A 22,012-nucleotide genomic window follows, 5' to 3' on the forward strand; every position below is an offset into this window, starting at 1 on the left:
TCCAAAGCGGCCCGCCACCCGCGCAAACAGCGCATCCAACCCCGACACCCACACCTGCAGATCATCAGCAGTCACCACCACCCACACACTACAGACAGAAGCTCACGAAATCAGGTTGTAGTACTAGTAGCGGTGGGGTCCGACGTGCCCCTCGAACAGCAGGCACGGCGCCGGCTCGTCCCCGTACGGGGAGCGCGGGTCGGGATTGGGGTCGGCGCGTTCGGCCGGGCACGGCGGCAGTGTGACGAGTTCGCGGGCGCGGACGTCCCAGCGGATCCAGATGAACCGATCTGGTTCGGGCAGCACCTGGACGTGCGCCGCGTGAGTGCCCGGATGGCCGGGCGCCAGCTCGCACCCGTAGACGGCCTTGCGCTCGCGTGCGCCGCCCTTGGCCAGCGGGGCCCATTCGGCGTCGGTGAGTACGTTGTAGTGCGGGCAGTCCTGCTCACCGGTGTGCCGTTGCAGGCCGGTGGTCAGCGCGGCCGCCAGCCCTGCCGCGGTGAAAACCTGATGCACGGCATTGTGGACCAGTTCGACGTCGTCGTCGCTCAGCTCCGCCGCACCGAGCTGGTCGGCCAGCAGCCGCACATGGGTGGCGAAGTGCCGGCAGGCGTCGACCAGCGCGGTCACCGGAGCCACCGCGTCGTGCGGCGGGTCGGCCGGAGCGTCTTGGTGCGTCACAATGGACACGCTACGCCGCCCTCCGGTCATGCGCACGGTGGCGGGCGATGCCGTCAGAGTGTGTCGAGGCCGCACGGTGCCGGGTTGCGCCGGTCATCGACAAGCCTCGGCTGAGGGCCGCGGGCTGTGCCGATCAGTCAAGGGTGAGCGTGATCAGCGAGTACGCGGCGAAGAGCAGCAGTGTCGTGCCGGCCGCCGCACCGGTGACCGCGCTGATCGTCAGGTGGCGCCGGCGGGCGATCGGGATCGACGCGGCAGCGACGGCGGTCAACACCGTGGCCAGCGCGTACAGGCCGATGTCCCGAAACACCGGCGCCATCGGGTAGAAGTGCACGCCCACGACTAGGCAGGTCCACGGTGCCTGGTAGTCGGTCTTGCGAGTGAACCGCAGAGCCACGATGCCGGCGGCTGTCACCGCGAACTCGATCCCCACGATGATCAGGTATGTGCGTAACAAGCCATCATCGGCGAGAACCGATCCGCTGCCCCAATTGCGCCAGGCCAGGACACCACCGCTGATCGCCAGAACCGCACCGAGGACGGAGCCCAGGGCAAGGCGCGCCTTCCACGTCGCCGGTGGCTGCTCCTGCGCCCATCCGAACCATACGAGCGTGAACAAGCCGAGGATGGCGCCGGTCATCGCGCTGTCACACAAGAACATGTCGTCACATCTCCTATGCGGGCATCCAGGTGGGACGCCCCGAGGATGAAACAGCGGACGAACCCGCATTAGCCGGCGTCACACCGGCCCCAGCCGGGCCGCGTGGCCGGTTCCGGCGATGCACCCTGGCCTGGCCCCGATGCATCATCAGAAACCGGGATCTACACATACGTCAAGCACCGCGCACAGAGTCCTATTAACGTTCTTGCGACAGCGGCTCCGACTGCGGCGGCCGACTTTTCACCAGTCCAAGTGATCGGCGTACCAACGGAAACGCCCAGTCCCAGCAAGCCATATCACCAGCGGTGATGGCAGGTGGTCTTCCCTTGAAGAACGCACGTGGTCCCCGAACCCGAGTTACAGAGGGAACCAGTCGTGCAGAGCTGCTCGGCCGTGCCCATCCCGCATGTCCGCGGGCGTGGCCGCGCAAACCAGGGGTAATGGCCTCGGCCATCGCGCAATCGATAGGGGCCCATTGGGTCTAATGGCCTGGCGGAGTGATGCTCCAGGATATGCCACCAGCCTGTCGGGCTGAGGGCGTAGGCGGGCCACGCTGCCCGAGGCGAACCATCACCAAACGGCTGGGCGCGCGAGTGTGGCGCCTGCCGCTAGTGCGAACAGCAGCGCGCTGCGCGGATCGAACCCCGGCGTGAGTTCCTCTCTGCTGCCGCATAGTCGCGGCGGTGCGCGGCTGCGGCCACGAGTTCGCCCAGCACCGCCCTGAGCGATGGGCCGCGCCCAAAACGGCCAGCAGCAGTTGATGGGTGGCCACGCCAGGCGTCCCTGGCGGCAGCGGGGCGGGCGTGCGGCCGCGCGCGAGGTGGAGCAGCGGCGTGAGCAGGTCCACCCCGGACAGGGGCGTTCACCGGCTCGACCAGCCGTGGATCGATGTCGATGAAGACCGGTCCTCGCTCTCCGAGGATGACGTCGGCCGACAGCGCGCCGTGCCACCCGAGCGCGCCTCCCAGGCCGCGGACGTGCTCGCGGACGATGGGTAACTCGATGCCCCGCTTGTGACTGGCTCCACCCCGCGCCCCTTCGCGGGTCCGGGCACAGGCGTGGAAGGCGACCAACTCGCCCGCCGCGAACACCGACTGGACCATCGCCAGCGGCCCGGGGACCTCACGCTGCACGAGCAGCCCGTCCTCGGCCGGCCAGGTGGGATCGCTCAGGTCGGCCGGTCCGTCCAGGCGGCGCACACCGCTGGTCGCGGTGCCGATGGGCGTCTTGAGGTAGGCGGGGAAACCATCCCACGCAGCCCACTCCTGCGCGCTCGTGATGACCGCCGACGGCGGCTGCGGTAGCCCGAGCTTGGTGAGTGTGGTGAAGGCGGACACCTTGTCCTGCACCTTCGCCAGCGCGGCGAAGGGCGGCACCACGGTGACCACACCCTGCCCCCGCAGCCGATCCGCGGCCCGTGACAACACCGCCACCTGCTCTTGGGGCGGCAGCAGTACGTCGAAGGCGCCGGTCGTGTACACGGCCACGGCTGCTTCCAGCCAGCCGAACGGATCATCGCCGAAGTGCTCAAGGAGTCCCGATATGTGGCTTGACCCCGACCGGATGATCAATCGGGACCCGCAGCGGCCGCCCGGTCGAAGTGCAGCTCTTCGGCGAGGGTGACGAGGTAGCGCAGTTGCAGCCACAGTTCTATGGCCCACCTACTCGTGCCGACACCGAACCCGCCCGATAGCCCCAAGGTCTCCAAGCAGACGCCAGCCTGTCTACACGGCGGAGCCGGGGGTCCCCGCCGATCATCATGCTGAACGATCGCCGGATCTAGGATCGCCGGTTTCCGACCATCCAGGGAAGCTGTTGGCTGATAAGCAGCCGAACTCCACGCAAGGATTCGAGGCATTCGATGCAACCCGCACTTGGCGGCAAGCGTCGTCAACGCCTGCAAACCGTCTGTTCAACATGGTTCCCCCCGTACTCGAAGGCGGCTGTTGGCCGGTTGACGACGCCGGATGATCAGTTCGGGGGCAGGGTGGCCGACGCCCCGGTCATCGGGCGCCTCAGACACCACGCGATGTCCGGAGAGGGGTCGGGCTGTCACGACAACAGGTAGTAAAGGTGATCAACATGGCCGTTCTCATTGGCGCGGTGCGCGCCCAGGCCGACCCGCTGAGCGAAGCGTACTTCGTGAGAGCCGCCGGAGCCCTCGACACACACTGCGTAGGACCCTGGCACGTCTGTATCTCCTGCGCTGCTACCTGGCCATGCGAGCCGGCACTGGCCGCTGCGTTCATGCTCGAACTACACGCTGACTGAACGCGGGGAACCACGAAACGGCCCGCTCAGCACAACGACATGTGGTTCTGGGTGACGGTGAAGTCGCGCATCATGGACGACCCGCGGACTTCGATGTCCTCGCTGTGCACGCGGCGGCCTGCGCGTCGGCGACGTGGAAGCGCAGCCAGGGCGGACCGGTGATGGCCACGCCGAAGAAGAACAGTTTTCCCGGTGCCGGGTCGCCCTTGAGGTGCGCGGTCATCGCGATGATCAGCCGTCAGGGCAAAATCGTAACGGCCGCCCGTGTCCAGTTCTGGGGTGATCGCCGTCGGCAGGCATGCCTCATTGAGCGCGAGGATCCGGCCGCGATGGTTGATCAGGTTGGTGTTGGCCGCGCTTGTGGGACCGCGGTCTGCGGACAACGGTCATCAGCTGACCTGCACTCACTCGCTGCGGGACCCCGACGAATTTCACGATCCGGCCGACTAACCCACCCCAATGGCCGCCAGTTCGGGATTTTCGTATGTCCGGTCAGGGCGGGCAGGACGCCTTATGGCCGCACCACCGCGACGGAGTTGCGGGCGTGGTACAGAACGCCGAGGGTGACGGATCCGAGCATCACTGTGCCGATCGCCCCTCGGCCCTGGGAGCCGACGACGACCAGATCTGCCTTCTCGGAGGCGCTCACGAGCGCGTCGACAGGGTGGGCCCGCCGGATGTCTTCGACCACCGCCACCTGCGGATATTGCTGCCGCCACCCTTTGAGGATGCCGGCTGCGATCTGGCACTGGTCGGCGTGGATCTGGTCCAGGTCATGGATGGTTTCGGAGATGTGGGCGTGGTTCGGCAGTTGCCACGTGTAGACGGCGCGTAGCGTGCTGGCGCGAAGCATCGCCTGCTCGAAAGCGTAGGCGAGGGCGGGTTCGCAGGCGTGATAGTCGTCGAGCCCGACAACAATCTCTCCGTGGGAGGTGTCGGGGTCGGAGCGGACGACGACCACCGGGCCACGGGCATGACCGGCTACGTGGGTGCTCACCGAGCCGAGCATGGCCCCGGGAAGGCCGCTAAGGCCTCTGCCGCCGATCACGACCTCGGCGGCGTCACCGGCCTGACCGCGCAGCACCGCCGCGGCGGCGCCCTGCGACAGCTCGCTGGTGACATCGATGCCAGGTTGTCGCTTGCGCGCGACCGCTTCGGCGTCGGCGAGGACGCTCTCCGCGCTGAGGGTGACGGCATCACCCAGCCCGAGGGCGGGGAACCTCGCGGTCTCGTACGGCGAGCGGTCCACGGCGTGGACGATGAGCAGTCGGGCCGCCGCGCGCGCAGCGTCGTCGGCCGCCCACTCAACGGCCGCGGTCGCGGCGGCCGAACCGTCGACGCCCACAACAATGACAGGATTCATGGCCCCTCCAGATTTGTGCCATCTATTTGCTCATTGCTCGATGCCCGCAATATGTCGGCCCATGGATCGGCAAGCGGATTCGTGCCGCCGATGCCGTTGGTGGCGGCCATGATCAGTGCTTGAACATGCCTTTGATCTTCCTGCTGCGCTGCCTCATATTATTTTCAGGCCGACCGGCCAGGCCTTTCGATTCCAGATGCTGATTTCCGGTGGCGCGGCCGAAGTAGAGCATGATCCAGCTCTTGATGACCCGTGTCCTGGCCTCGATCTTCCTTGTCAGACTCACAGTGCTTCCCTTCAGCGGTTCTCGGGCGTCCATCTCGAAGAACCGTGGATCTGCCGTCGCCAGGCACCACGCCTGGTCGGCGTTTTGCGGGCCGCAACACGACCTGAACTCAAAGGTGCTCTTTTGGCCGGCAATGGGAAACAAGCAATCACTGTCCCTGTTATCACCACAATTGATAACTACACCGATTCTGCCGATGACGGCCTAACGTCTTTCCTTGCCTCGCGGAATGAGGTAAAGTAACGGTACCGAGGACATTTCGTGCGTTGGCATACAGGTTGGCGTCGCCCGCGGCGATAGACCACTCTCGGTCCTCTCTTGGGGACCTGAACAGGCCAGGCGACGATGATGACAGCAGCCCTCTCTCCGTCCACACCGCCAAGCCCCGCTACCGTCCTCAGGACGCATTCCGCGCTCAGGCTCAGCCTGAATCCCTTGCTGGATCGGAGCGGCACCGTTGACGGGGCGTGGTGGCCCCGCACTCGCGACGCCGCCGCTGAACTACCCGCCCTTATCTCGGCCGTCGACCAGCGCCTCGGCAGGGCCGTGCTGCGTGTCGGCCTGTATCGGGACGCATGGGATCACATTCCGCGCCGCATCCCGGCCCGCGGTCGTCAGGTCAGAGTGGGCTGGTTCCGCAGCTCCGACCCACACCTGATCACCCTGAGCATCGCGGGAACCGCGCCTATCACTTTGTTGGTCGTTGCACCTGACACGGCGAACGGCCCGGCCACGGCCGCGCTCACGCACGCCGCCGCAGGCACGATCGGCGTTCGTCCCGGCGACATCCTCCGCCCTGCCGTCCCCGACGAGGGCACGCCCGGGCAGGAAGGCTCAGCCTCCTGGGAGAACGAGGGCGGCCGCCTCACCGATCGCGTGCCCGCACCGCCCGCCGCCACCTGACCCGCCACCGAGCCGCCGGTCCTGCCGGTCCCGCCGGTCGCCGATTCTCGATGAAGACGGACACGGTCCGATCCTTCAGTGCGGATCTGGGACACCCCACCGGCAGGACGTGATCGAGTTCCTGAATGCGTGAAGTCCGGCACCGGTGAGGGGTCATCGACGGGGCCTTACCCGCCGAGTGAGATCCCCGCGGCCATCACGTACACGCAACCAGGCCGCGCCGAGGACAGGGCGTCGGCGGCGTGTGAGGCGCACCACGGCAGAGGTCGCGCGATCTCTGCCCTCCTTCGACTCTGACAAGAGAGGAACGGCCATGAGTTCGACAACCCCGCTGACCCCGCGAGCCCCCACCCCTGAGGAACGGCCGTACCCGATCCGGGTGCGCGCCCAGCAGGACGGCTCTTTGTCGCGTTGGCTGTGGCTGGTGAAATGGCTGCTGATCGTGCCACACATGCTGATACTGATCCCGTTGTGGATCGCTTTCTGCCTGCTCAGCCTCGTCGCGCTGGTCGCGATCGTCATCACCGGCCGGTACCCGCGGCCGATCTTCGACTTCAACGTCGGCGTCATGCGGTGGAGCTGGCGAGTGGGCTACTACGCCTATGACGCGCTCGGCACCGACCGTTACCCGCCGTTCGCCCTGGCAGAGGTTCCCGGCTACCCGGCCGGACTGAGCGTCGAGTACCCAGCGCGGCTGCACCGCGCTCTCGTTCTGGTCAAGTGGCTCCTGGCCATCCCGCACCTCCTGATCGTCGGGATCCTGTTCAGCGGCAGCGCCTGGATCAGCTGGCAGGCCGGCGGCGAGGTCTGGAGTTGGGGCGGCGGCGGTCTGGTCGCACTGCTCGTCCTGATCGCCGGGATCGTGCTCGCCGTCACCGGCCAGTACCCCCGGCCACTGTTCGACCTCATCCTCGGCCTGAACCGCTGGGGGCTGCGGGTCGCCGGCTACGCCGCCCTGATGACCGACCGATACCCGCCCTTCCGCCTCGATCTCGGCGGAGACGACCCCGGAGGCACCACCGTCCCGAGCAGAGGACCTGCCGTACGCTCCGGCTCTGGCAGCGGCTGATCACTTCTGGATCGCTCAGGGGATCGCGGGGGAGTGCCCGCTTGCGGGCGCCGAGTCCGGTTGGCTCGGCAGCCCCGCGTCCCGCGTGATGACGCTCTCAGCGATCCAGCCGGCACCGACGTACGCCGAAGGGCAGACCATGGAACAGATCCACAACAGGCCGATGACCGGCAGGGCAGCGCTCGTCACCAATGAGATCGACAAGCGGCCCGATCACGCGGCCAACGCGCAGTGGCTCAAGGACAACCCGGCTGCCATGCCACAGGTGGGCGCCGGCCGCTGGGCTGTGTACGACCGTGACGGCCAGCTGCGCGGCCACCTCGTCGGCGACGGCCCGACCCGTGATACCCGCTTCAAGGCGATCACAGCGACGAACGAGTGGACGCCTCCTGGCCACGCGCCAGGCGGCTCCGGCATCACCCTGCACGATGCCGGAGCGCACCTCCTCGACGCCGGCGTGAGTGGTAGGCAGCTCGATGCGGAAGCAGGTGGCTGAGCACCACTACAGGGGTAGGCGAGGCTTCGACGGCAGGGGCGTCGGCTTGGCCGCAGGAAGGAGCTGGGCGAGGCGCTGTTTGATCTTCTCGGCTACTGCCTGTCCGAAGAAAGTGCTTTCTCACCAGACTTGCTGGATGAGCTCGCACAGAAAGTGATCATGGTGACCATGGCCAGTATGAGCGACGGTGATGACGCGCGTGCTGAACTGGAGGAATGGAGCGAGTTCATCGGCCGGATCCGCTACGACGGTCCACGTCCTGATGATGCCGGTGACGAGCGGTTGGCCGATGAGGCGGTGGCCAACGAATTCTCCAGCTGGGGTCGACTCGACGGCTCACCCGAGTTGAACAACCTGATCTGTCGTGCCTTGGAGATCGGCTACCTGCGGGCTCTGCAGGACGTTCGCGAGCAACGGATCGCCGGGCTGGGGCCCACAGACTGACATCGGTACGAAAGGCGCGGTTCATCCTCCGCGCCAACGCTTCCCCCTCCCCGCACCGGCCCAGCCCCGGATCATCGAACTCGACATCCGCCAGCGTGATCGACTCGGTGGCGTTCTGGGCCGGAAGCCATCCATGATCATGCCGCAGGCCGGCAACCCGGCGGCCACGCGTGCTGGCCTGGCCGGCAGCAGCGGTGTCGCCGGCGATGCTTTGGCGGTGGCCATGGTGTCGGGAGGCATAGTGGTCGGGCAGGTCACGGGTTCGGCTGGGGTGATCGGCCTGTGTCTGTTCGACGGCCGAAGGCGAGCGTCGGCACCAGCCAGGCTCCGGTGCTGGGCGGCGACCCAGCGATCGCGATCACCAGGCCCTCGTGGCCGACCTGTATGCCCCGCAGGTACCTTCCGGCAAGTACGGCCGGTGTCCCCTCAGCGCAATTCCAGGATCAGGTCGTCGCCGGCAACCTATGTGCCTCTGGTATGCGCGAGGGCCGAAGGCGTCTGGCAGCCAACGATCGCGAGGTTCTCGTGGACGAGTTCGTCCTTCGTCAGCGCCTCGACCATGAACAGGGCGTAATCCACGCGGCGCGTGATGTTGCTCTTGAGGATGGGTCGCCTACGTGTCGGCTCCACACGGGCAGTCCCTGGCTCTCCCCTTCCTCAAGACTGCTTCCGCGTACCACGGTCCAGCCGGTGTCGCTGGCGAACACCCGGCGGCACGCTCCCACCTGGTCGTCGAGGTCGACGACGCGGACGAGCCGCGCTGCCCAGCCGGCGATCTTGACGACCCAGCCCCGGACGCGATTATTACTCGGCTGGAGGGCGCCGCGTCCGTGGTGCGGTAGGCGGATGTGGAGGGCTGCTGCCTACAGCGTTCGACACTGGGCAGGTACCCCTTGTCGACGCTGGCGAAAGGAGCCGGCCGTGTCTGAAAATGTCACACTGATCATTCGATTCCGCCTGGTGGGCGGTGAAGACGTGTCCGTGATGAGCGGGGACTTCGACGGGGAGCCGGAGGCGGTGGCGGCGATCTCTCGTGCTGTGGACGAGCGGCGCAGCCTGGTGTTGATGCAGGCGAGATATGAGCGTGAGGACGACGTGCACGGCGTGGTCATCAACCTCGCCAACGTGGTGTCGGTGCGTGTGTCGAAGACGGACAGCGCCGAGGCGGGCCAGTACCTGTAGCGGGCGGGCCGCCCCGACATGCCCTGACATTGGCCAGCCGGACGGTGTCCTCAGCCAGCCGCGTAAAAGGCCGGCGTTGGGTCAAAGCCGGATCCCGGCAGAGAGAAAATCTAGTACGGGGGAACTGAATCAGTCATGACGGGACGTGTGCCGGAGAGCCGCAATGTTGCGGTGGACCGGTCGGAAGGCTTCGGTGAGCGGCTGCTGGGGCAGTTGCTGGACCGGGCTCACGCTATGCCGCCGCAGCTGATCGCTCCGTTGGTGGCGGAGGAGGTGCGCAGGATCGGTGGCCGGGATGTGTCGATCTTGCTGCAGGCCTATGACCAGGTGATGTTGGTGCCGCTGCCGGGCAGGGGCTCATGGGCGGCGATCCTCTGCCCATTGACGGGTCATGGGCAGGTGAGGCTTTTGTCAGCGAGACAAGGGTGGAGCATCCGGTGGCCGACGGCATCCGGATGTTCCTGCCGCTGCTTGATGGCAGTGACGAGGTCGGGGTGATGGCCCTGACCCTCAGCAGGGTCGACGACGACGACCGCCGATTTCTGCGACGGCTGGCCGGCCTGGTCGCCGATATGCTCGTCATCAAGAACAGCTATACAGACGAGTTCTCCCGGGCGCGGCGTCGCGAGCCGATGAGCGTGTCGGCGGAGATCCAGTGGTCGCTGTTGCCCCCGTTGTCCATGGCCATCCCGCAGGTCGCGGTTGCCGGGATCATGGAGCCAGCCTATGACGTCGCCGGGGATAGCTTGGATTACGCCCTCAACGACGAGGTCCTGCACATGGCCGTTATCGACGCGATGGGCCATGGCATGAACGCCGCTGTGCTGGCGACCGTGGCCATTGGCGCCTATCGGCGTGCCAGGCGCGCCAACGTGGGGCTTGCCGAATTGTATGAATTCATGGATACCGCCATCAATGAGCAGTTCGGTCCCGATCAGTTCGTCACGGCGCAGATGGCGCGTCTGGATATCGGGTCGAGTTACTTGGAATGGGTCAACGCGGGACATCCGGCGCCGTTGCTGATCCGCGGCAACCGGGTCATTGAGGCGTTGGAAGGTGCGGGCACCCTACCGGTCGGCTTTGGCGGTGCCGCCCCGCAGATCAACACGCGCCAGCTCGTGCGCCACGATCGGGTGCTGTTCTACACCGATGGTCTTGTCGAAGAGCACGAGATCGGTGGTGAGCAGTTCGGCGAAGAACGTCTGATCAACTCCATCGAGCGCGTTGGGCCTATGTCGAGAAGCGTGCAGGAGATGGTACGAAGCCTTTCTCACACCCTGATGCGGCAGAGGAAGGGGACGACAAGTGATGACGCGACCCTCTTCCTGGTCGAATGGTGCGGTGGAAGCGCCGACCACCTCGCCGAAATCGACCTCTGAGCCTTCTGAACGCGTTGCCGATCCTGTACAATGCCGCATCAAAACTCGCGCGTATGGCCTGAGCTGGGGGTTTCCGGTCCTCCGCTCAGAGTTGATGAACCGGTCCTGGTCCGGAGCAGATGGCAGGACCACGGCAGGACCCCAATGCGTCGCAGGCCCGTACAAGCGGAACAGGCAAGCATAGGTGGCTGGCCCCATCGAGAAGTACCAGCGGCCCCCACCCCGCCGAGATGGACCGGCTTGGACCAGGAAATGCCCGTGGGGACCGGTCTGCGAGCGCCGATGAGGGCGATGACGATGGGTGGGCCTTTCCGCGCACGATGCGAGATGCGTGATACACCGGGACATGCCCGTTTGCTGGGCGGCACGGCCTGGCCACGATCGTGACGGTCGGCGTCCCTGCGTAAGCGGTGAACGTCAGTGTGGATGCAGGCCGGACTGTGGGTGCGCGTTCGGTCAGGCCATCATCTGTAGGCCGCGGTCCAGACCGGTGATGCGCAGGACGTGGGAGGTGTACGGGCGCGGATTGGCCAGCGCGAGGGTGATGCCTTGGGCTCGGGCGCGGTACTGGATGCCGATCAGCACGGCCAGGCCAGAGGGGTCGCAGAAGGACACCTGGGACAGGTCGAGGATGAGCAGGTTTGTGCTGTGCGCAAGGTGTTCAGCAGTTGCTGGCGAAGCGCTTTGCTGGTGAAGATGTCGATCTCGCCGGACAGGTGGATGGTGGTGGCTGCCGAGACACCGGCTCCGGCGTGCGGAGACATGTCGATGACGGTCATGAGGTCCTCCGATCGGAGCAGGCGAGAACGGTAGGCGGCCGGCCGCGGGATGGTGATGTGCACACCGTGGGGGAAGGTGGGCGATGCCCAGGATGTCGGCCGGCGGGAAGCCGCTCGTATCCTGGGCGGTGACCCTGAGCGCGGCCTCGGCGGCGATGGCGATGCCTGGCTTGATGAGCAGCAGGGTGATGGGCTCGGCTCTGGCTGGCGTCAGGGTGATCACATGGGGGAGTGGTGTGGTGGAACCAGCTGACCCTGATCTGGCGCCCTCGAGCCGGGATCGGTTTCCAGCGAGCCTCGGTGTCGAATCGCGGTAATTTTGCGAAGTCAGAAAAGAGCTGCCTTTGGCTCTTAGTTTGCATTTGTTATTCAATGTCTGCCTGGGTCTCAGAAAATGCGCTCGTGCTGTGTCTCGGATGTGCCAGCGGGTCGCCGCGGTGCCGGCCCATCCGCACGCGTTCGAACCGCCGCCGTCGCGGTGCTGGTCGGCGGGAACATCGACCCCATGCTGCCGGGGTGGAGCCTCGTGCTGAACCTCCCGCGATGAGCCGTCAAGACCGCGCAGAGCGCAAGCCCGCCGGATCCTGCGCGTAAAGGCGGCGCATATGCCACGGATAAGAGTGCTCCAAGCCGCGCTGATCGCGGGATCGGTCTTGTCCGACCAGGGCACTCGGCGGAGTCAACGGGGTCAGCGTGATACGCCGACGATCACGCGACTCCGACCGGAGCACCCTGGTGGCCCCCTTAGGGAAGGGCCGCCGCCCATTGGACAGTCAAGTCCGGGACCCCTCTCCGGGCAATCGCGAAGGGGAGAAAAGCCCATCTCGTACGGTTATCACCAGATTGCGGGGCACATGGGCACCTCCGCGATTCCGGCTGTGGTGCCGGAGGCTATCCCGCGAACAGGACGAGCTGCTGAGGACACTGAGGAACAGGCCGGGGAGGGTGCCCCCTTCCCGATGATCCACAGCCCTCAAGCATTACTCGCGGCCTGGCCAGAGCCGGTTTACCCATGAATGCCCAGCCGTGAGACCCACACGGAGGGACGGCAGGTGCCATACGTGCGGCCTCCACTTTCAGCCACTCCGGGCGCTGCCGTTAGACCGGGCGAGAGCAGCCCGATCGCGAAGCGCAGTCGCGCGTTGACCGCCTCGCGAACCAGGCAGCCGCCGTAAGTGTGGTCCCAGGTGGTGAAGACGTTGGCGATGGTCCGTAGCTCGGCGATGTCGGAGGGTTGGACAACGGAGGGCGGGCTGATGGCCTGGCCGGGCATAGCCATCTCTGCGAGAGGGACGGCTGCGGCTACCCCACCGCGGTGCGGATGAACTGCTTGCGATCCACGTCTGCCACGGTAGTGGGCGGTTTGCGGCGTCGTGGCCGGGCGAATCCGAGGTCCTTGTCCTCATCTGCCCCGCAGATGGCACGCAGAGCGGCGCGGTAGTCGCCGTTGGGCCAGCGCACCAGACCGCGTTCCAGCTTGCCTATGTAGCTGGCCGTCAGGCCCCCTCGCGCTTGCGCTCATTGAGGATCCAGGCGTTGACCAGGTCGGCGAGATCCTGACGGGACGCCGTCTCCCCGGGGGCTGATGGTGAGGGCACTCGATCGCGCGCTCGTTGCAGCAGCACGTTGGGTTCCGCCATTGGGACACCTCCATCGTAGAGGACCCGTCACCGCATGTGAGGAGCGGCACACGATGCAGGCCCTTGACGCGGACCCCCATCACGGCCGCGCCCACCCGGCGTGCCCGCCCGTACTACTGGGTGAGTCGGCTCTGGTGACCCTTCTGGTATCGATCGATCAAGGCAAGACGTGGCAGGTCAGCGGCACCCTGAACCTGCCCACCGTGCGATACGACGCTGCCGTGCGCCTCTTCCTCATGACCGCGATGACCATGGCTGCGGAGGAGTACGCCACCAGCGTGATGTGGCAGGCGCAAGCGTGGGCCGCACGTGAGGGCGAACAGGTTCCTCTCCGCACGCCTCCCGTCGTGTCCCTCCGCAGCGACGGTCAACCCACCAACTCAAAAGCGTAGAACCTCACTCCGGACCACCGGGCGCCCTTCTGGTAAGACTCCTTACCTCACCGATTCCCCATGGCGGCATGCTTGAGGCACGTGGTTGCCGAGGGCTGGAGAGTCATGTGGAGCGTCCGTGCCCCTTGCTTGGTCAGGACTTGCCCGCCCACTCCGGTTCCAGGCCGACAACCTGCCGCTCACCTCGTCCTGATCTTCGCACTCGCGGGACGGCTAGCGCCGTCCGTATGCTGCTGCACGTGGCTGCAAACGCGCATGAGATCACCTTCACATCCTTGGATGGGCTCAACCTTCGCGGCACCCTGGTCACGCCCGAAGTGTCAAAGGGCACGTCGGCGACGGTGCTGGTGCATGGAGGCGGGGTTACCCGTGATGAGGGCGGCTTCTTCGCCCGCCTGGCGCTCGGCTTGGCCGACGCCGGCCTGCCGTCGCTTCGCTTCGACTTCCGCGCTCACGGCGAGAGCGAAGGGCGGCAGGAAGACCTGACGCTCGCCGGAGTCGTCAACGACATCCGAGCGGCAGCGCAGTGCATTCGCGCCGAGATCGGGAGCCGACGGGCGAACATCATCGGCGCCAGCTTCGGCGGCGGCATCTCAGCTCTCTACGCCTCGCGCTACCCGGACGCTGTTCGGCGGCTGGTGTTGATCAATCCCCTGCTCAACTACAAGAGGCGCTTCGTGGACGACAAGCCGTACTGGCACGATGACCAGATAGACGAAGACGCCGGGCGAGAGCTGGCCACGCAAGGGTTCGTCGCGCACTCGCCATCGTTCAAGCTGGGGCGAGCGTTGCTGAATGAAGTGTTCTACCTTCAGCCGCACACGGAGTTGGGCAACGTCATGGCACCCACGCTGATCGTGCACGGCACCGGCGATACGTTCATCCCGGTGCAGTCCTCACGAGACGCCGTGCACAAGTTCGGAGGCAGTGCCCGTCTCCTCGAAATCGAAGGCGCCCAGCACGGCATCGCAGTCCACGACGATCCTCAATACGCCGACCCGCAGACTCAGGGGTGGCAGGCCCAAACCATCGGTACCGTGAGCGACTGGCTAAGCAAGGACAGCGTGGCGTAGCTCGCGCACGCTCTCCCGCTGATGCCAGCGCCGCAACTTCCCCACCAGCCTCAGGATCTCCTGATGGGTCCGGGCCGAGTTCGTCTCGCGTGCCAACGCCAACGCCTCAAGGCCGTTCATCGCCGCGCTGTCCGGCCGTTCCATCGCGACGAACGCTTCGCTCTTGAGCGACAGGAAGTAGCCGTAATCCCTCCGGGAGAAGGATTCCGGCGACAGCCACCGCTCGTAGAGCTCCATCGCCCGCTCGGCTTGACCTGCCTCGCAGTAGCAAATGGCGACCTGGAGCCCGAACAAGGCCTCATTGTAATGAGCAGCGATTCCCGTTGCCTCTTTGTGCTGTATGAGCAGGCCACGCGCGAGATCAAGCTTGGACTCGATGAGCGCCATGTCTCCGCTGGTCATGGCGTAGCCTCGCGCCTCCTGCTGAACCGCCTCAGCTTGCACATGGGCCGGCAGATGCCATGGCTCCTGTTGAGCCGCCTCCGCAAGCGTGAGCATCCGAAGCGCGTCGCGCTCATCCCACGCCGCTTGGCTCTTTTTCAACAGCACATAGCCTTGCATGGGAAAGCTGCTGGTCGCTTGAGCCCATTCCATCGCGCGGTCACGCCAATAGTTGGCCAGGTCGGGCATGGCGATATCGCGGTATAGCCATCCGACGAATTCGGCTGCGCGCGCCCCGACTTGCAGCAATGGACGCCGCATGTCTGTTTTCGCTTCTTTGGCCATATCTTCCACGGCAGCGACCAAGCCAAGAGCTATCGGAATGCTCTGCCTCGGGCCGCGTGCTCGATCATTAGCGGCACAGTCGTCAAGCTGACACTGAAGATGGGCGACCACTTCCTTGTCGGCGTATCGGCGCGCATCACTGATCGCTGCCGCGATGTGTTTCAGCTCCTCCAGACCGATGGCGGGCAAGGTGACAGCGGCCAGGCCGCGCTTCAAGAAAGAACGGCGTAGCAGCTCGCTCACCTCCTCCCACTCCTGATCAGGCGGTACCAGCGCCGGAGACTGGCCTGGCGGGGTCGATACTAGGGCCACCAGCTTGCCATTTGCTCCAAGCTTCTCATCGAGCACACTTGCGACGGCCAAGGTCGGTTTGCGTCGCCCGTTTTCGAGATCAGAAATGTGCGTCTTGCCGACGTTGGTCAGGGCGGCGACCTCCCGGAGGGACATACGTCCACGTAGGCACCGAAGTACCTCGCCGAACGTCTCTATGCCCATATGGCGCTCCCTGCCAAGTCCGCTGCTGTCCGCAAAATCTGCGGACACTCTGCGGACAGCCAATCCCTAGACCATGACTTGCGGCATTGGCAACGCTACTCCTGTAGGCCGCTCCTTTCGATGCCCACGCAAAAAGGCGGCCCCGGCCCCGGCGCGCGAACACCGGGGGAATCCGGGGCCTAGATCAGGAATCGAGGTCCTGACCCATGAGGAAGCGTAGAGCCAGTACACGCCGATCGCACAGGGGTCGCCCCGGTGTGGCCACCAGCGAGACCGACGTTCTGAGCAACGAGACGGGCAAACTGCTGGCTGCGCAGTTGCAGGAGTCCTGGGCCGGCCGCTGGCAGGTGATGTGGCAGCCTTGGAGCCGGAAGTTCCGCGCGTTCCCGGCCTACGACATGGACGTCAACACCCCAGTCGAGGGCCGCACCCTCCGCGAGCTGTGGCGCAACGTCCTCAACGTAGACCCGGTGCTGCTGTGCGCGGCGGCCGAGGCCATCCCGGCGCACCCACCCACGGCTGTGCCCGTGCCCGTCTCTACCGACCTCTTCATGCAGCTCCTGGAGGTATCCAGGTGATCAGACGAGACGTGGCCGGGCAGGCTGCCCCGTGCGCCCCTCGCCACGTCTTGGCGCGGGCCGGCGCGCGGATGGGGGAGCTGCCCCTTGCCGGCCGCGCACTACGGCGCGAGTTTCACTTCCCCGGATGTCCATTCCCTCCTGGCCCGCGCCGGCTGCTACCCGCGGCCCACTACGGAGCGCCTGTCCGGCCGTGGGCCGCGGGGTCCAAATCCGGCCGCCCCATGGCCTTCCGACCGGCCGGCAGGCAACGACCACAACGCAACACGGTGATCACCAATGAACCCGACAACAGTCGCCCACCTGCGGCTTTCCTCTCTCCGCAAGACCCATCCGGCCTACGAGTTCGTCCGCGGCTGGGATGAGTCCGGTCAGGAGTGCTGGCAGGCGCGCCTGTGCGTGGAGATCACCCAGCCCATGCGGGACGCCGGGATTGTGGAGGTCGTGCAGGGGTTGGACTACATCTCGCTCGCCGAGCAGCTCCGCCGCCAGGAGGCGCTCCTTCACCCCTTCAGCGCCACCCACCTGAATCCCCTGCCTCGCGTATACGCCATGTGAAGAGGAGCCCGGATGGATCAGCGTGGTCAGCCATCGAAGCGGCCAGCGAACAGAGACCATCAACCAGTCGATCAACCAGCCATGAACAAGAAGGGGATCATCGTGACCGACGTGACTTCAGACGATGCTCGGGCCGCCGAACTCAGGGAAGCGCTCGTGGGCGAGCTCGTCGCCGGGGGGCACATCAAGACGGCTGCAGTCGAGGCCGCGTTCCGCGCGGTTCCCCGGCACATGTTCGCACCCGACGCGCCGCTGGAGAAGGCGTACGCGCAGGACATCGTGGAGGTCAAGCGCAACGAGCACGGCGTACTGATCAGCACGATATCCGCGCCCCAGATCCAGGCCCTCCAGTTGGAGCAGGCCGAGATCGGCCTGGGGATGCGTGTGCTGGAGATCGGTTCTGGTGGCTTTAACGCCGCCTTGATCGCGGAGATCGTCGGCCCTGAGGGTCAAGTCACGACCATGGACATCGACCCGGAAGTGACCAGCGGGGCCCGCCGGTTCTTGGACTCGGCCGGGTATTCGCGGGTGCGGGTCATCACAGCCGATGCCGAGTACGGCCTGGAGAACGACGCCCCATTCGACCGGATCCTGGTCACCGTAGGAGCCTGGGACATTCCCCCTGCTTGGCGGCAGCAACTCGCCAAGGGCGGCAGGCTCGTCGTCCCGCTGCGGATGAAGGGCGTCACCCGCTCACTTGCCCTGGAACGCACGAACGATCATCTCGTCAGCGTGTCGCAGGGAGAGTGCGGCTTCGTCCCGATGCAGGGCTCCGGCGCTCACGACGAGCACCTATGGCTGCTCCGTGACAAGAAGGTCGGCCTGCGCTTCGATGACGGCAACCTGGACGAGCCACACCTGCTCGACGGCGTGCTGGCCACCAAGCCCGCCGCGGCATGGTCCGGAGTGACCGTCCTTCGTTCGGAGCCGTTCCCGAACCTGCCGCTGCGGATGCTGACCGCACTTCCGGGCTTCTGCAAGCTGAGCGTGGACGCCAGCGAGGGTGACCCCGGCCTCGCGTTCGAACCGGGCGGACGGTGGTTCCCCTGGGCAACAGTCGAGGGCGACTCGTTCGCCTACCTGTCCTGCCGGCCCTCGGGTGAGGGCGTCGTCGAGTTCGGCGCGCACGGCTACGGGCCCCACGGCTGGCAGGTCGCCAACGCCATCGTCGAGCAGGTCCGAGTGTGGGACCGCGACTATCGCAACGGCCCCAGCCCGGACTTCGCCGTCTGGCCGATCGATACCCCCGACGATGTGCTGCCCGCGGGTGCGGTCATCAACAAGCGCCACACCCGCGTCACGATCGCCTGGCCCGAGGCGGCGGAACCCTCTCATGGCCAGGTAGCTCCACCACCTACCCAGTAAAGGAGGAGTAGCCCATGCCCCCCAACGGGACCATCGAGGTGACCATCTCGGACGCCGAGTTCGATCTCGACATGAGAGTGATCGAGGCCAGCTTCCCGATTCCGGTGCTGGCGTGCGATACCAGCGACAACTGCGGGAGCAGCTGCGGCGGCGCCTGCGCCACCAACGTCGCCGACCCTTCCTGACAGAGGTAACCCGCTGCCGGCGCCGCATGTTCGACGCCGGCAGCGCCCCCCATCCCTCAAGGCGGACGATCATGGGAGCACGGTTCTTCCAATCATCCGGCCTGGTCCTGGCCCGGGTGAGCACCGACCCAGGCAATCTCGAACTGCCTGACCATCTTGACGACCCCGACGCGCCGGCATCAGCCGACCAACAATGGCTGGACTGTGTCTGGGCGCGCCCTCACGTCCGGGCAGCCATACGCGTCGCCAGCCCGGCGCTGGCCGAGCAGCTCGACGTCGTCACCTCGGTCGGAGCCACGCCGGCGCGGCTGCGGCGGCTGGTCCTGGCGGTGGTGTCCTACCTGCTGCGCTGGCAGCGCCGCCCGATCCCGTTCGGGCTGTTCGCCGGCGTGACACCGGCACTCATCGGGCACGCGGCCAAGACGTCCTTTGGGCCAGGGCATCAGGTCGTGATGCGGGCTGACGGGGAGTGGCTGAGCACGCTCGTCGACCGGCTGGAGACGCATCCCGGGGTACTGCCCCGGCTGCAGGTGACCGTCAACAACGCGGGATTCGTCCGCGGCGACCGGTTCGTCATCCCCGGCAGGCCCCACGACACCATGGCCCAGCAGCCTGGGCCGCTGACGGAGATCACCATCCGCCACACCCGGCCGGTACGGGCCGCCCTGGCGGCGGCGGCCTCCCCCATCGCGTTCGCCCAGCTCGCCGAGCAGCTCCACGCAGCCTTTGCGACCGCGGCGCTCGACACGATCACCATCATGCTGACAGACCTCGTCAAGCAGGGGATCCTGCTCACGAGCCTGCGGCCGCCCACGACCGTCGTGGACGGCCTCCCTCGCGTGATCGCTCAGCTTCGTGCGGCCGGCGGCGGCCTGCCCGATGTCGCGGCCCTGCTGACGGATCTCGCCGAGGTCCAGCACGCGCTGACCTGCCACCATGCGGCCGACCCGCTGGCGCACGCCGAACTGGTCAGCATCACGGCCGCTGACCGGATGATCGCCATCTGCGACAGCACCGGGAACGTGCTGGCCGCCGACACGGCGGTGGATGGCATGATCTGCCTGCCGCACGCCGTGGTCGACGAGGCGGCCGCGGCCGCGTCGCTGCTGCTGCGCCTGACCAGCCGCCCGTTCGGAGCGGAGGTATGGCGAGATTTCCATGTCGCCTTCCGCGCCCGGTACGGGCCTGGCGCCCTCGTGCCCGTGCGGGAACTGATCGCAGACTCAGGGCTGGGCTTCCCGCCCGGGTTCCTCGGCGCTCCGCGCGGCCGGGCCGCCCGCACCATGACCGACCGCGACACGGCCCTGTTGACGCTCATCCAACAGGCAGCCGTCGACGGCCGCCAGGAGATCACGCTGACCGAGCCGCTGATCCAGACGCTGACGGTCGGCGACCCCGCCGAGATGGTCGTCCCGCACCGCGCGGAACTGGCCTTCGAGCTGCATGCCGCCTCGGCGGAAGCGGTCGAACGCGGCGCGTTCACCCTGTGGGTGACCGGCGTCCCCCGGCCCACCAGCAGCATGGCCGGCAGGTTCGCCCACCTGCTGCCCGAACAGGCCCGGGACCTGCTGGCCGCTTCCTTCGCTGTGCCGAGCGACGCCGTGGCGGCGCAGCTCTCGTTCCCGCCCCGCCGCAGGCACAACGAGAGCGTCGTCCGCGTGCCGCAGCTCCTGCCTGCGGTGATCTCCCTGTCGGAGCATCCCGCCGCCGGCGCGGACCTGATCAGCGTGGACGATCTCGCGGTGACCGCTGATGCGACCCAGATGCACGTGGTGCAGGTCTCGACCGGCCGCCGCATGGTGCCGTGGGTGCTGCACGCGCTGGAGGCGTCGGTGCACACCCCGCCGCTGGCGCGGTTCCTCGCCGGGGTCGCGTGCGCCCGCCACGCCGTCTACGGACCGATCGACTTCGGCGCGGCCCGCAAGCTGCCGCACCTGCCGAGGATCCGCTACGGCCGTACCGTGCTGGCCCCCGCCCGGTGGATCCTCAACGCCGCCGATCTGGCCACCCCGCGCGAGCCCATGGAGATGTGGGAGAAGCGCCTGGACGCGTGGCGTGACCGGTGGCACGTACCAGCCTGCATCGTGCTGTGTCAGGACGAACAACGCCTCCCGCTGGATCTCGACGCCCGTCTGGACCGGATCCTCCTGCGCACCCGTCTCGACCGCGCCGGACGGGTCGAACTCCGTGAAGCCGCCATCGCCCCTGGGCAAGGGTGGATCGGCCGGGCCTGCGAATTCCTCGCTCTGCTGACCGCCATCCCCACCGTCGGCCGCCCGGTTCGCCTGCCCGCGACCGTGCAGCGGCCCACGGCCATGCTGATGCCCGGCGCCGGTGACCTGCTCCACGCCCGCCTGTACGGCCACCCCGACCGCTACGGCGACATCCTCACCAAGCACCTGCCCCGCCTGTTCGATTCCCTGCCTCTCGAACGCTGGTGGTTCCGCCGCTACCGCGACACCCTCCGGCCCGACAGCCTCCAGGAGCTGTGGCTCTACCTCCACCTGGCCAGCCCCGACCAGTACGGCACGGCAGCCGCCCGCCTGGCAGGCTTCGCGACCGACCTGCAATCCCAGAGCTTGGCCAACCACCTGGTGCTGGCGCCGTACCAGCCGCAGACCGGCCGATACGGTCCCGGCGCGACGATGGCCGCCGCGCAGGACGTGGCCGCCGCCGACTCCGCTGCCGCGCTGGCCCAGATCAGCATGACCGCCCGCGCCGGCCTGCCCGCCCAGGCGATCGCCGCGGCGTCGATGGCCGATCTCGCCGCCGGCCTCGCCCCCGACCCCGGCGAGGGATGCCGGTGGCTGCTCGGCCAACTCCAGCCGGACAGCCGGATGCTCGCCCGGACGCTCCGCGACCGGGCGCTGCTCCTGGCCGACCCCGCCGACGACTACCAGGCCCTTCGCCTCCACCCCGGCGGGCCGGAGGTGGCCGCCGCGTGGGAGACCCGGAAGGCCGCGCTGGACGCCTACCGCGCCCGGCTCGCCGGCCACCGCGAGCCCGTCACCGTATTGCGGTCCCTGCTGCACGACCACCACGTCCGCGCCCTCGGTGTCGATCCCGACACCGAGCGCGTCACCAACCGGCTGGCCCGCGCCGCCGCCATGCGCCGGCTGTGCGCCTGCCGATAATTACATCCGCCCAGGTGATGCCCCTGTGAGAGCTTCGCCTGGCGTGCGCGAGTTCCGACCATCAAGGGGAGGAGGGCGGGTGCGGCATGATGATCGGTCGTGCTCCTTCGCCTGGCCTACCTGACCGTCACGAACGCCATGGCTGCACTGCGGCTGCTGCCGATGAGCGATCGGGACAAGGACGTTGAGATACTTGCTCTGCGTCATCAGATCACCGTGCTTGAACGGCAACTCGGCGCTGGCACCAAGGTGAGATTCGCCCTGGAGGACCGATCCTTCCTCGCCGCCCTCTTGGCATCGCTGCCGCGCGAGGTCCTGCGCCGGCTACGGCTTCTCGTCAGCCCGGATACCG

Annotated in this window: 28 protein-coding genes; 16 read left to right on the forward strand and 12 right to left on the reverse strand. The window is 67.1% G+C overall.

Annotation, left to right across the window (positions count from 1 at the left end; translation table 11 throughout):
- Positions 1-123: 123 nt before the first annotated feature.
- The 7 genes from EJK15_RS54275 to EJK15_RS54300 all read right to left on the reverse strand — a co-directional run bounded on the left by EJK15_RS54275 (position 124) and on the right by EJK15_RS54300 (position 5,406).
- On the reverse strand, positions 124-681 hold the full coding sequence (locus EJK15_RS54275; RefSeq protein ID WP_138718299.1) for a hypothetical protein: 558 nt from the start codon (positions 679-681) through the stop codon (positions 124-126).
- A gap of 133 nt (positions 682-814) precedes the next feature.
- Positions 815-1,342, reverse strand: coding sequence for a hypothetical protein (locus EJK15_RS54280; protein ID WP_138718300.1), 528 nt, complete (start codon positions 1,340-1,342; stop codon positions 815-817).
- Between the two features lie 608 nt (positions 1,343-1,950).
- Positions 1,951-2,829, reverse strand: a complete 879-nt coding sequence (locus EJK15_RS54285; RefSeq protein ID WP_138718301.1) for an ATP-grasp domain-containing protein — start codon at positions 2,827-2,829, stop codon at positions 1,951-1,953.
- An 80-nt stretch (positions 2,830-2,909) separates the two neighbouring features.
- Complete coding sequence (locus tag EJK15_RS71705) at positions 2,910-3,050, reverse strand: hypothetical protein (protein ID WP_171075078.1); 141 nt, start codon at positions 3,048-3,050, stop codon at positions 2,910-2,912.
- Between the two features lie 589 nt (positions 3,051-3,639).
- Positions 3,640-3,996, reverse strand: a complete 357-nt coding sequence (locus tag EJK15_RS54290) for a carotenoid oxygenase family protein (RefSeq protein WP_138718302.1) — start codon at positions 3,994-3,996, stop codon at positions 3,640-3,642.
- 128 nt (positions 3,997-4,124) lie between these two features.
- Positions 4,125-4,976, reverse strand: coding sequence for a universal stress protein (locus EJK15_RS54295; protein WP_138718303.1), 852 nt, complete (start codon positions 4,974-4,976; stop codon positions 4,125-4,127).
- A 112-nt stretch (positions 4,977-5,088) separates the two neighbouring features.
- Positions 5,089-5,406 carry a hypothetical protein gene (locus EJK15_RS54300; RefSeq protein ID WP_138718304.1) on the reverse strand — a complete coding sequence of 106 codons (318 nt, stop codon included), beginning with the start codon at positions 5,404-5,406 and terminating at the stop codon, positions 5,089-5,091.
- Between the two features lie 204 nt (positions 5,407-5,610).
- Here EJK15_RS54300 and EJK15_RS54305 point away from each other — a divergent pair, with 204 nt between their 5' ends.
- The 7 genes from EJK15_RS54305 (at position 5,611) to EJK15_RS54335 (ending at position 10,735) form a co-directional block, all read left to right on the forward strand.
- Positions 5,611-6,165: a DUF5994 family protein gene (locus EJK15_RS54305; protein ID WP_276615536.1), complete on the forward strand. Its 555-nt coding sequence runs from the start codon at positions 5,611-5,613 to the stop codon at positions 6,163-6,165.
- A 313-nt stretch (positions 6,166-6,478) separates the two neighbouring features.
- Positions 6,479-7,234, forward strand: coding sequence for a DUF4389 domain-containing protein (locus tag EJK15_RS54310; protein ID WP_138718306.1), 756 nt, complete (start codon positions 6,479-6,481; stop codon positions 7,232-7,234).
- A gap of 88 nt (positions 7,235-7,322) precedes the next feature.
- A complete protein-coding gene (locus EJK15_RS54315) occupies positions 7,323-7,730 on the forward strand; it encodes a hypothetical protein (protein ID WP_138718307.1) in 408 nt (135 codons plus the stop codon).
- A 129-nt stretch (positions 7,731-7,859) separates the two neighbouring features.
- The gene (locus EJK15_RS54320) at positions 7,860-8,174 is read left to right on the forward strand and encodes a hypothetical protein (protein WP_138718308.1); all 315 of its coding nucleotides are present in this window, start codon (positions 7,860-7,862) and stop codon (positions 8,172-8,174) included.
- 617 nt (positions 8,175-8,791) lie between these two features.
- The gene (locus EJK15_RS75490; protein ID WP_240777808.1) at positions 8,792-9,016 is read left to right on the forward strand and encodes a hypothetical protein; all 225 of its coding nucleotides are present in this window, start codon (positions 8,792-8,794) and stop codon (positions 9,014-9,016) included.
- Positions 9,017-9,095: 79 nt separating this feature from the next.
- Positions 9,096-9,356, forward strand: a complete 261-nt coding sequence (locus EJK15_RS54330; RefSeq protein WP_138718309.1) for a hypothetical protein — start codon at positions 9,096-9,098, stop codon at positions 9,354-9,356.
- A 437-nt stretch (positions 9,357-9,793) separates the two neighbouring features.
- On the forward strand, positions 9,794-10,735 hold the full coding sequence (locus tag EJK15_RS54335) for a PP2C family protein-serine/threonine phosphatase (RefSeq protein WP_206061701.1): 942 nt from the start codon (positions 9,794-9,796) through the stop codon (positions 10,733-10,735).
- A gap of 456 nt (positions 10,736-11,191) precedes the next feature.
- Here the strand turns inward: EJK15_RS54335 and EJK15_RS75495 are convergent, their stop codons facing one another.
- Positions 11,192-11,350, reverse strand: a complete 159-nt coding sequence (locus EJK15_RS75495; protein WP_240777809.1) for an STAS domain-containing protein — start codon at positions 11,348-11,350, stop codon at positions 11,192-11,194.
- A complete protein-coding gene (locus tag EJK15_RS75500; protein WP_240777811.1) occupies positions 11,314-11,514 on the reverse strand; it encodes a hypothetical protein in 201 nt (66 codons plus the stop codon). The genes EJK15_RS75495 and EJK15_RS75500 overlap by 37 nt, the downstream gene beginning before the upstream one ends.
- Before the next feature lie 76 nt (positions 11,515-11,590).
- On the opposite strand from EJK15_RS75500, the gene EJK15_RS73615 reads away from it, so the two are divergent.
- Positions 11,591-11,767 (forward strand): hypothetical protein, encoded by a 177-nt coding sequence (locus tag EJK15_RS73615; RefSeq protein ID WP_206061703.1) that lies wholly within the window; start codon positions 11,591-11,593, stop codon positions 11,765-11,767.
- A gap of 1,049 nt (positions 11,768-12,816) precedes the next feature.
- Here the strand turns inward: EJK15_RS73615 and EJK15_RS71710 are convergent.
- Both EJK15_RS71710 and EJK15_RS71715 read right to left on the reverse strand, forming a co-directional pair.
- Entirely contained in the window at positions 12,817-12,975 is a 159-nt protein-coding gene (locus EJK15_RS71710; RefSeq protein WP_171075079.1) for a hypothetical protein, read from the reverse strand.
- Positions 12,976-13,010: 35 nt separating this feature from the next.
- Positions 13,011-13,154, reverse strand: a complete 144-nt coding sequence (locus tag EJK15_RS71715; RefSeq protein WP_171075080.1) for a hypothetical protein — start codon at positions 13,152-13,154, stop codon at positions 13,011-13,013.
- Between the two features lie 53 nt (positions 13,155-13,207).
- Here EJK15_RS71715 and EJK15_RS54345 point away from each other — a divergent pair, with 53 nt between their 5' ends.
- Positions 13,208-13,546: a hypothetical protein gene (locus EJK15_RS54345; protein ID WP_138718310.1), complete on the forward strand. Its 339-nt coding sequence runs from the start codon at positions 13,208-13,210 to the stop codon at positions 13,544-13,546.
- A 227-nt stretch (positions 13,547-13,773) separates the two neighbouring features.
- Positions 13,774-14,619, forward strand: a complete 846-nt coding sequence (locus EJK15_RS54350; RefSeq protein ID WP_138718311.1) for an alpha/beta hydrolase — start codon at positions 13,774-13,776, stop codon at positions 14,617-14,619.
- On the opposite strand, the gene EJK15_RS54355 is transcribed toward EJK15_RS54350, so the two are convergent.
- Positions 14,596-15,840: a helix-turn-helix domain-containing protein gene (locus EJK15_RS54355; protein WP_138718312.1), complete on the reverse strand. Its 1,245-nt coding sequence runs from the start codon at positions 15,838-15,840 to the stop codon at positions 14,596-14,598. The two genes, EJK15_RS54350 and EJK15_RS54355, sit on opposite strands and share 24 nt — an antisense overlap.
- A 257-nt stretch (positions 15,841-16,097) precedes the next feature.
- Here EJK15_RS54355 and EJK15_RS54360 point away from each other — a divergent pair, with 257 nt between their 5' ends.
- The 6 genes from EJK15_RS54360 to EJK15_RS54385 form a co-directional block, all read left to right on the forward strand.
- Positions 16,098-16,418, forward strand: a complete 321-nt coding sequence (locus EJK15_RS54360; protein WP_138718313.1) for a hypothetical protein — start codon at positions 16,098-16,100, stop codon at positions 16,416-16,418.
- A 279-nt stretch (positions 16,419-16,697) separates the two neighbouring features.
- Positions 16,698-16,976, forward strand: coding sequence for a hypothetical protein (locus tag EJK15_RS54365; protein WP_138718314.1), 279 nt, complete (start codon positions 16,698-16,700; stop codon positions 16,974-16,976).
- A gap of 111 nt (positions 16,977-17,087) precedes the next feature.
- Positions 17,088-18,341 carry a methyltransferase, FxLD system gene (gene fxlM / locus EJK15_RS54370; protein ID WP_240777810.1) on the forward strand — a complete coding sequence of 418 codons (1,254 nt, stop codon included), beginning with the start codon at positions 17,088-17,090 and terminating at the stop codon, positions 18,339-18,341.
- Between the two features lie 14 nt (positions 18,342-18,355).
- Positions 18,356-18,526, forward strand: a complete 171-nt coding sequence (locus tag EJK15_RS54375; protein WP_138718315.1) for an FxLD family lanthipeptide — start codon at positions 18,356-18,358, stop codon at positions 18,524-18,526.
- A 71-nt stretch (positions 18,527-18,597) separates the two neighbouring features.
- Positions 18,598-21,660, forward strand: a complete 3,063-nt coding sequence (locus tag EJK15_RS54380) for a lantibiotic dehydratase (RefSeq protein ID WP_138718316.1) — start codon at positions 18,598-18,600, stop codon at positions 21,658-21,660.
- 99 nt (positions 21,661-21,759) lie between these two features.
- Positions 21,760-22,012: hypothetical protein (locus EJK15_RS54385; protein ID WP_206061707.1), on the forward strand; the 253-nt coding region annotated here is incomplete at its 3' end.

Origin of the sequence: Nonomuraea basaltis, from assembly GCF_005893125.1 — a bacterium.
Classification (GTDB): Bacteria; Actinomycetota; Actinomycetes; order Streptosporangiales; family Streptosporangiaceae; genus Nonomuraea; species Nonomuraea basaltis.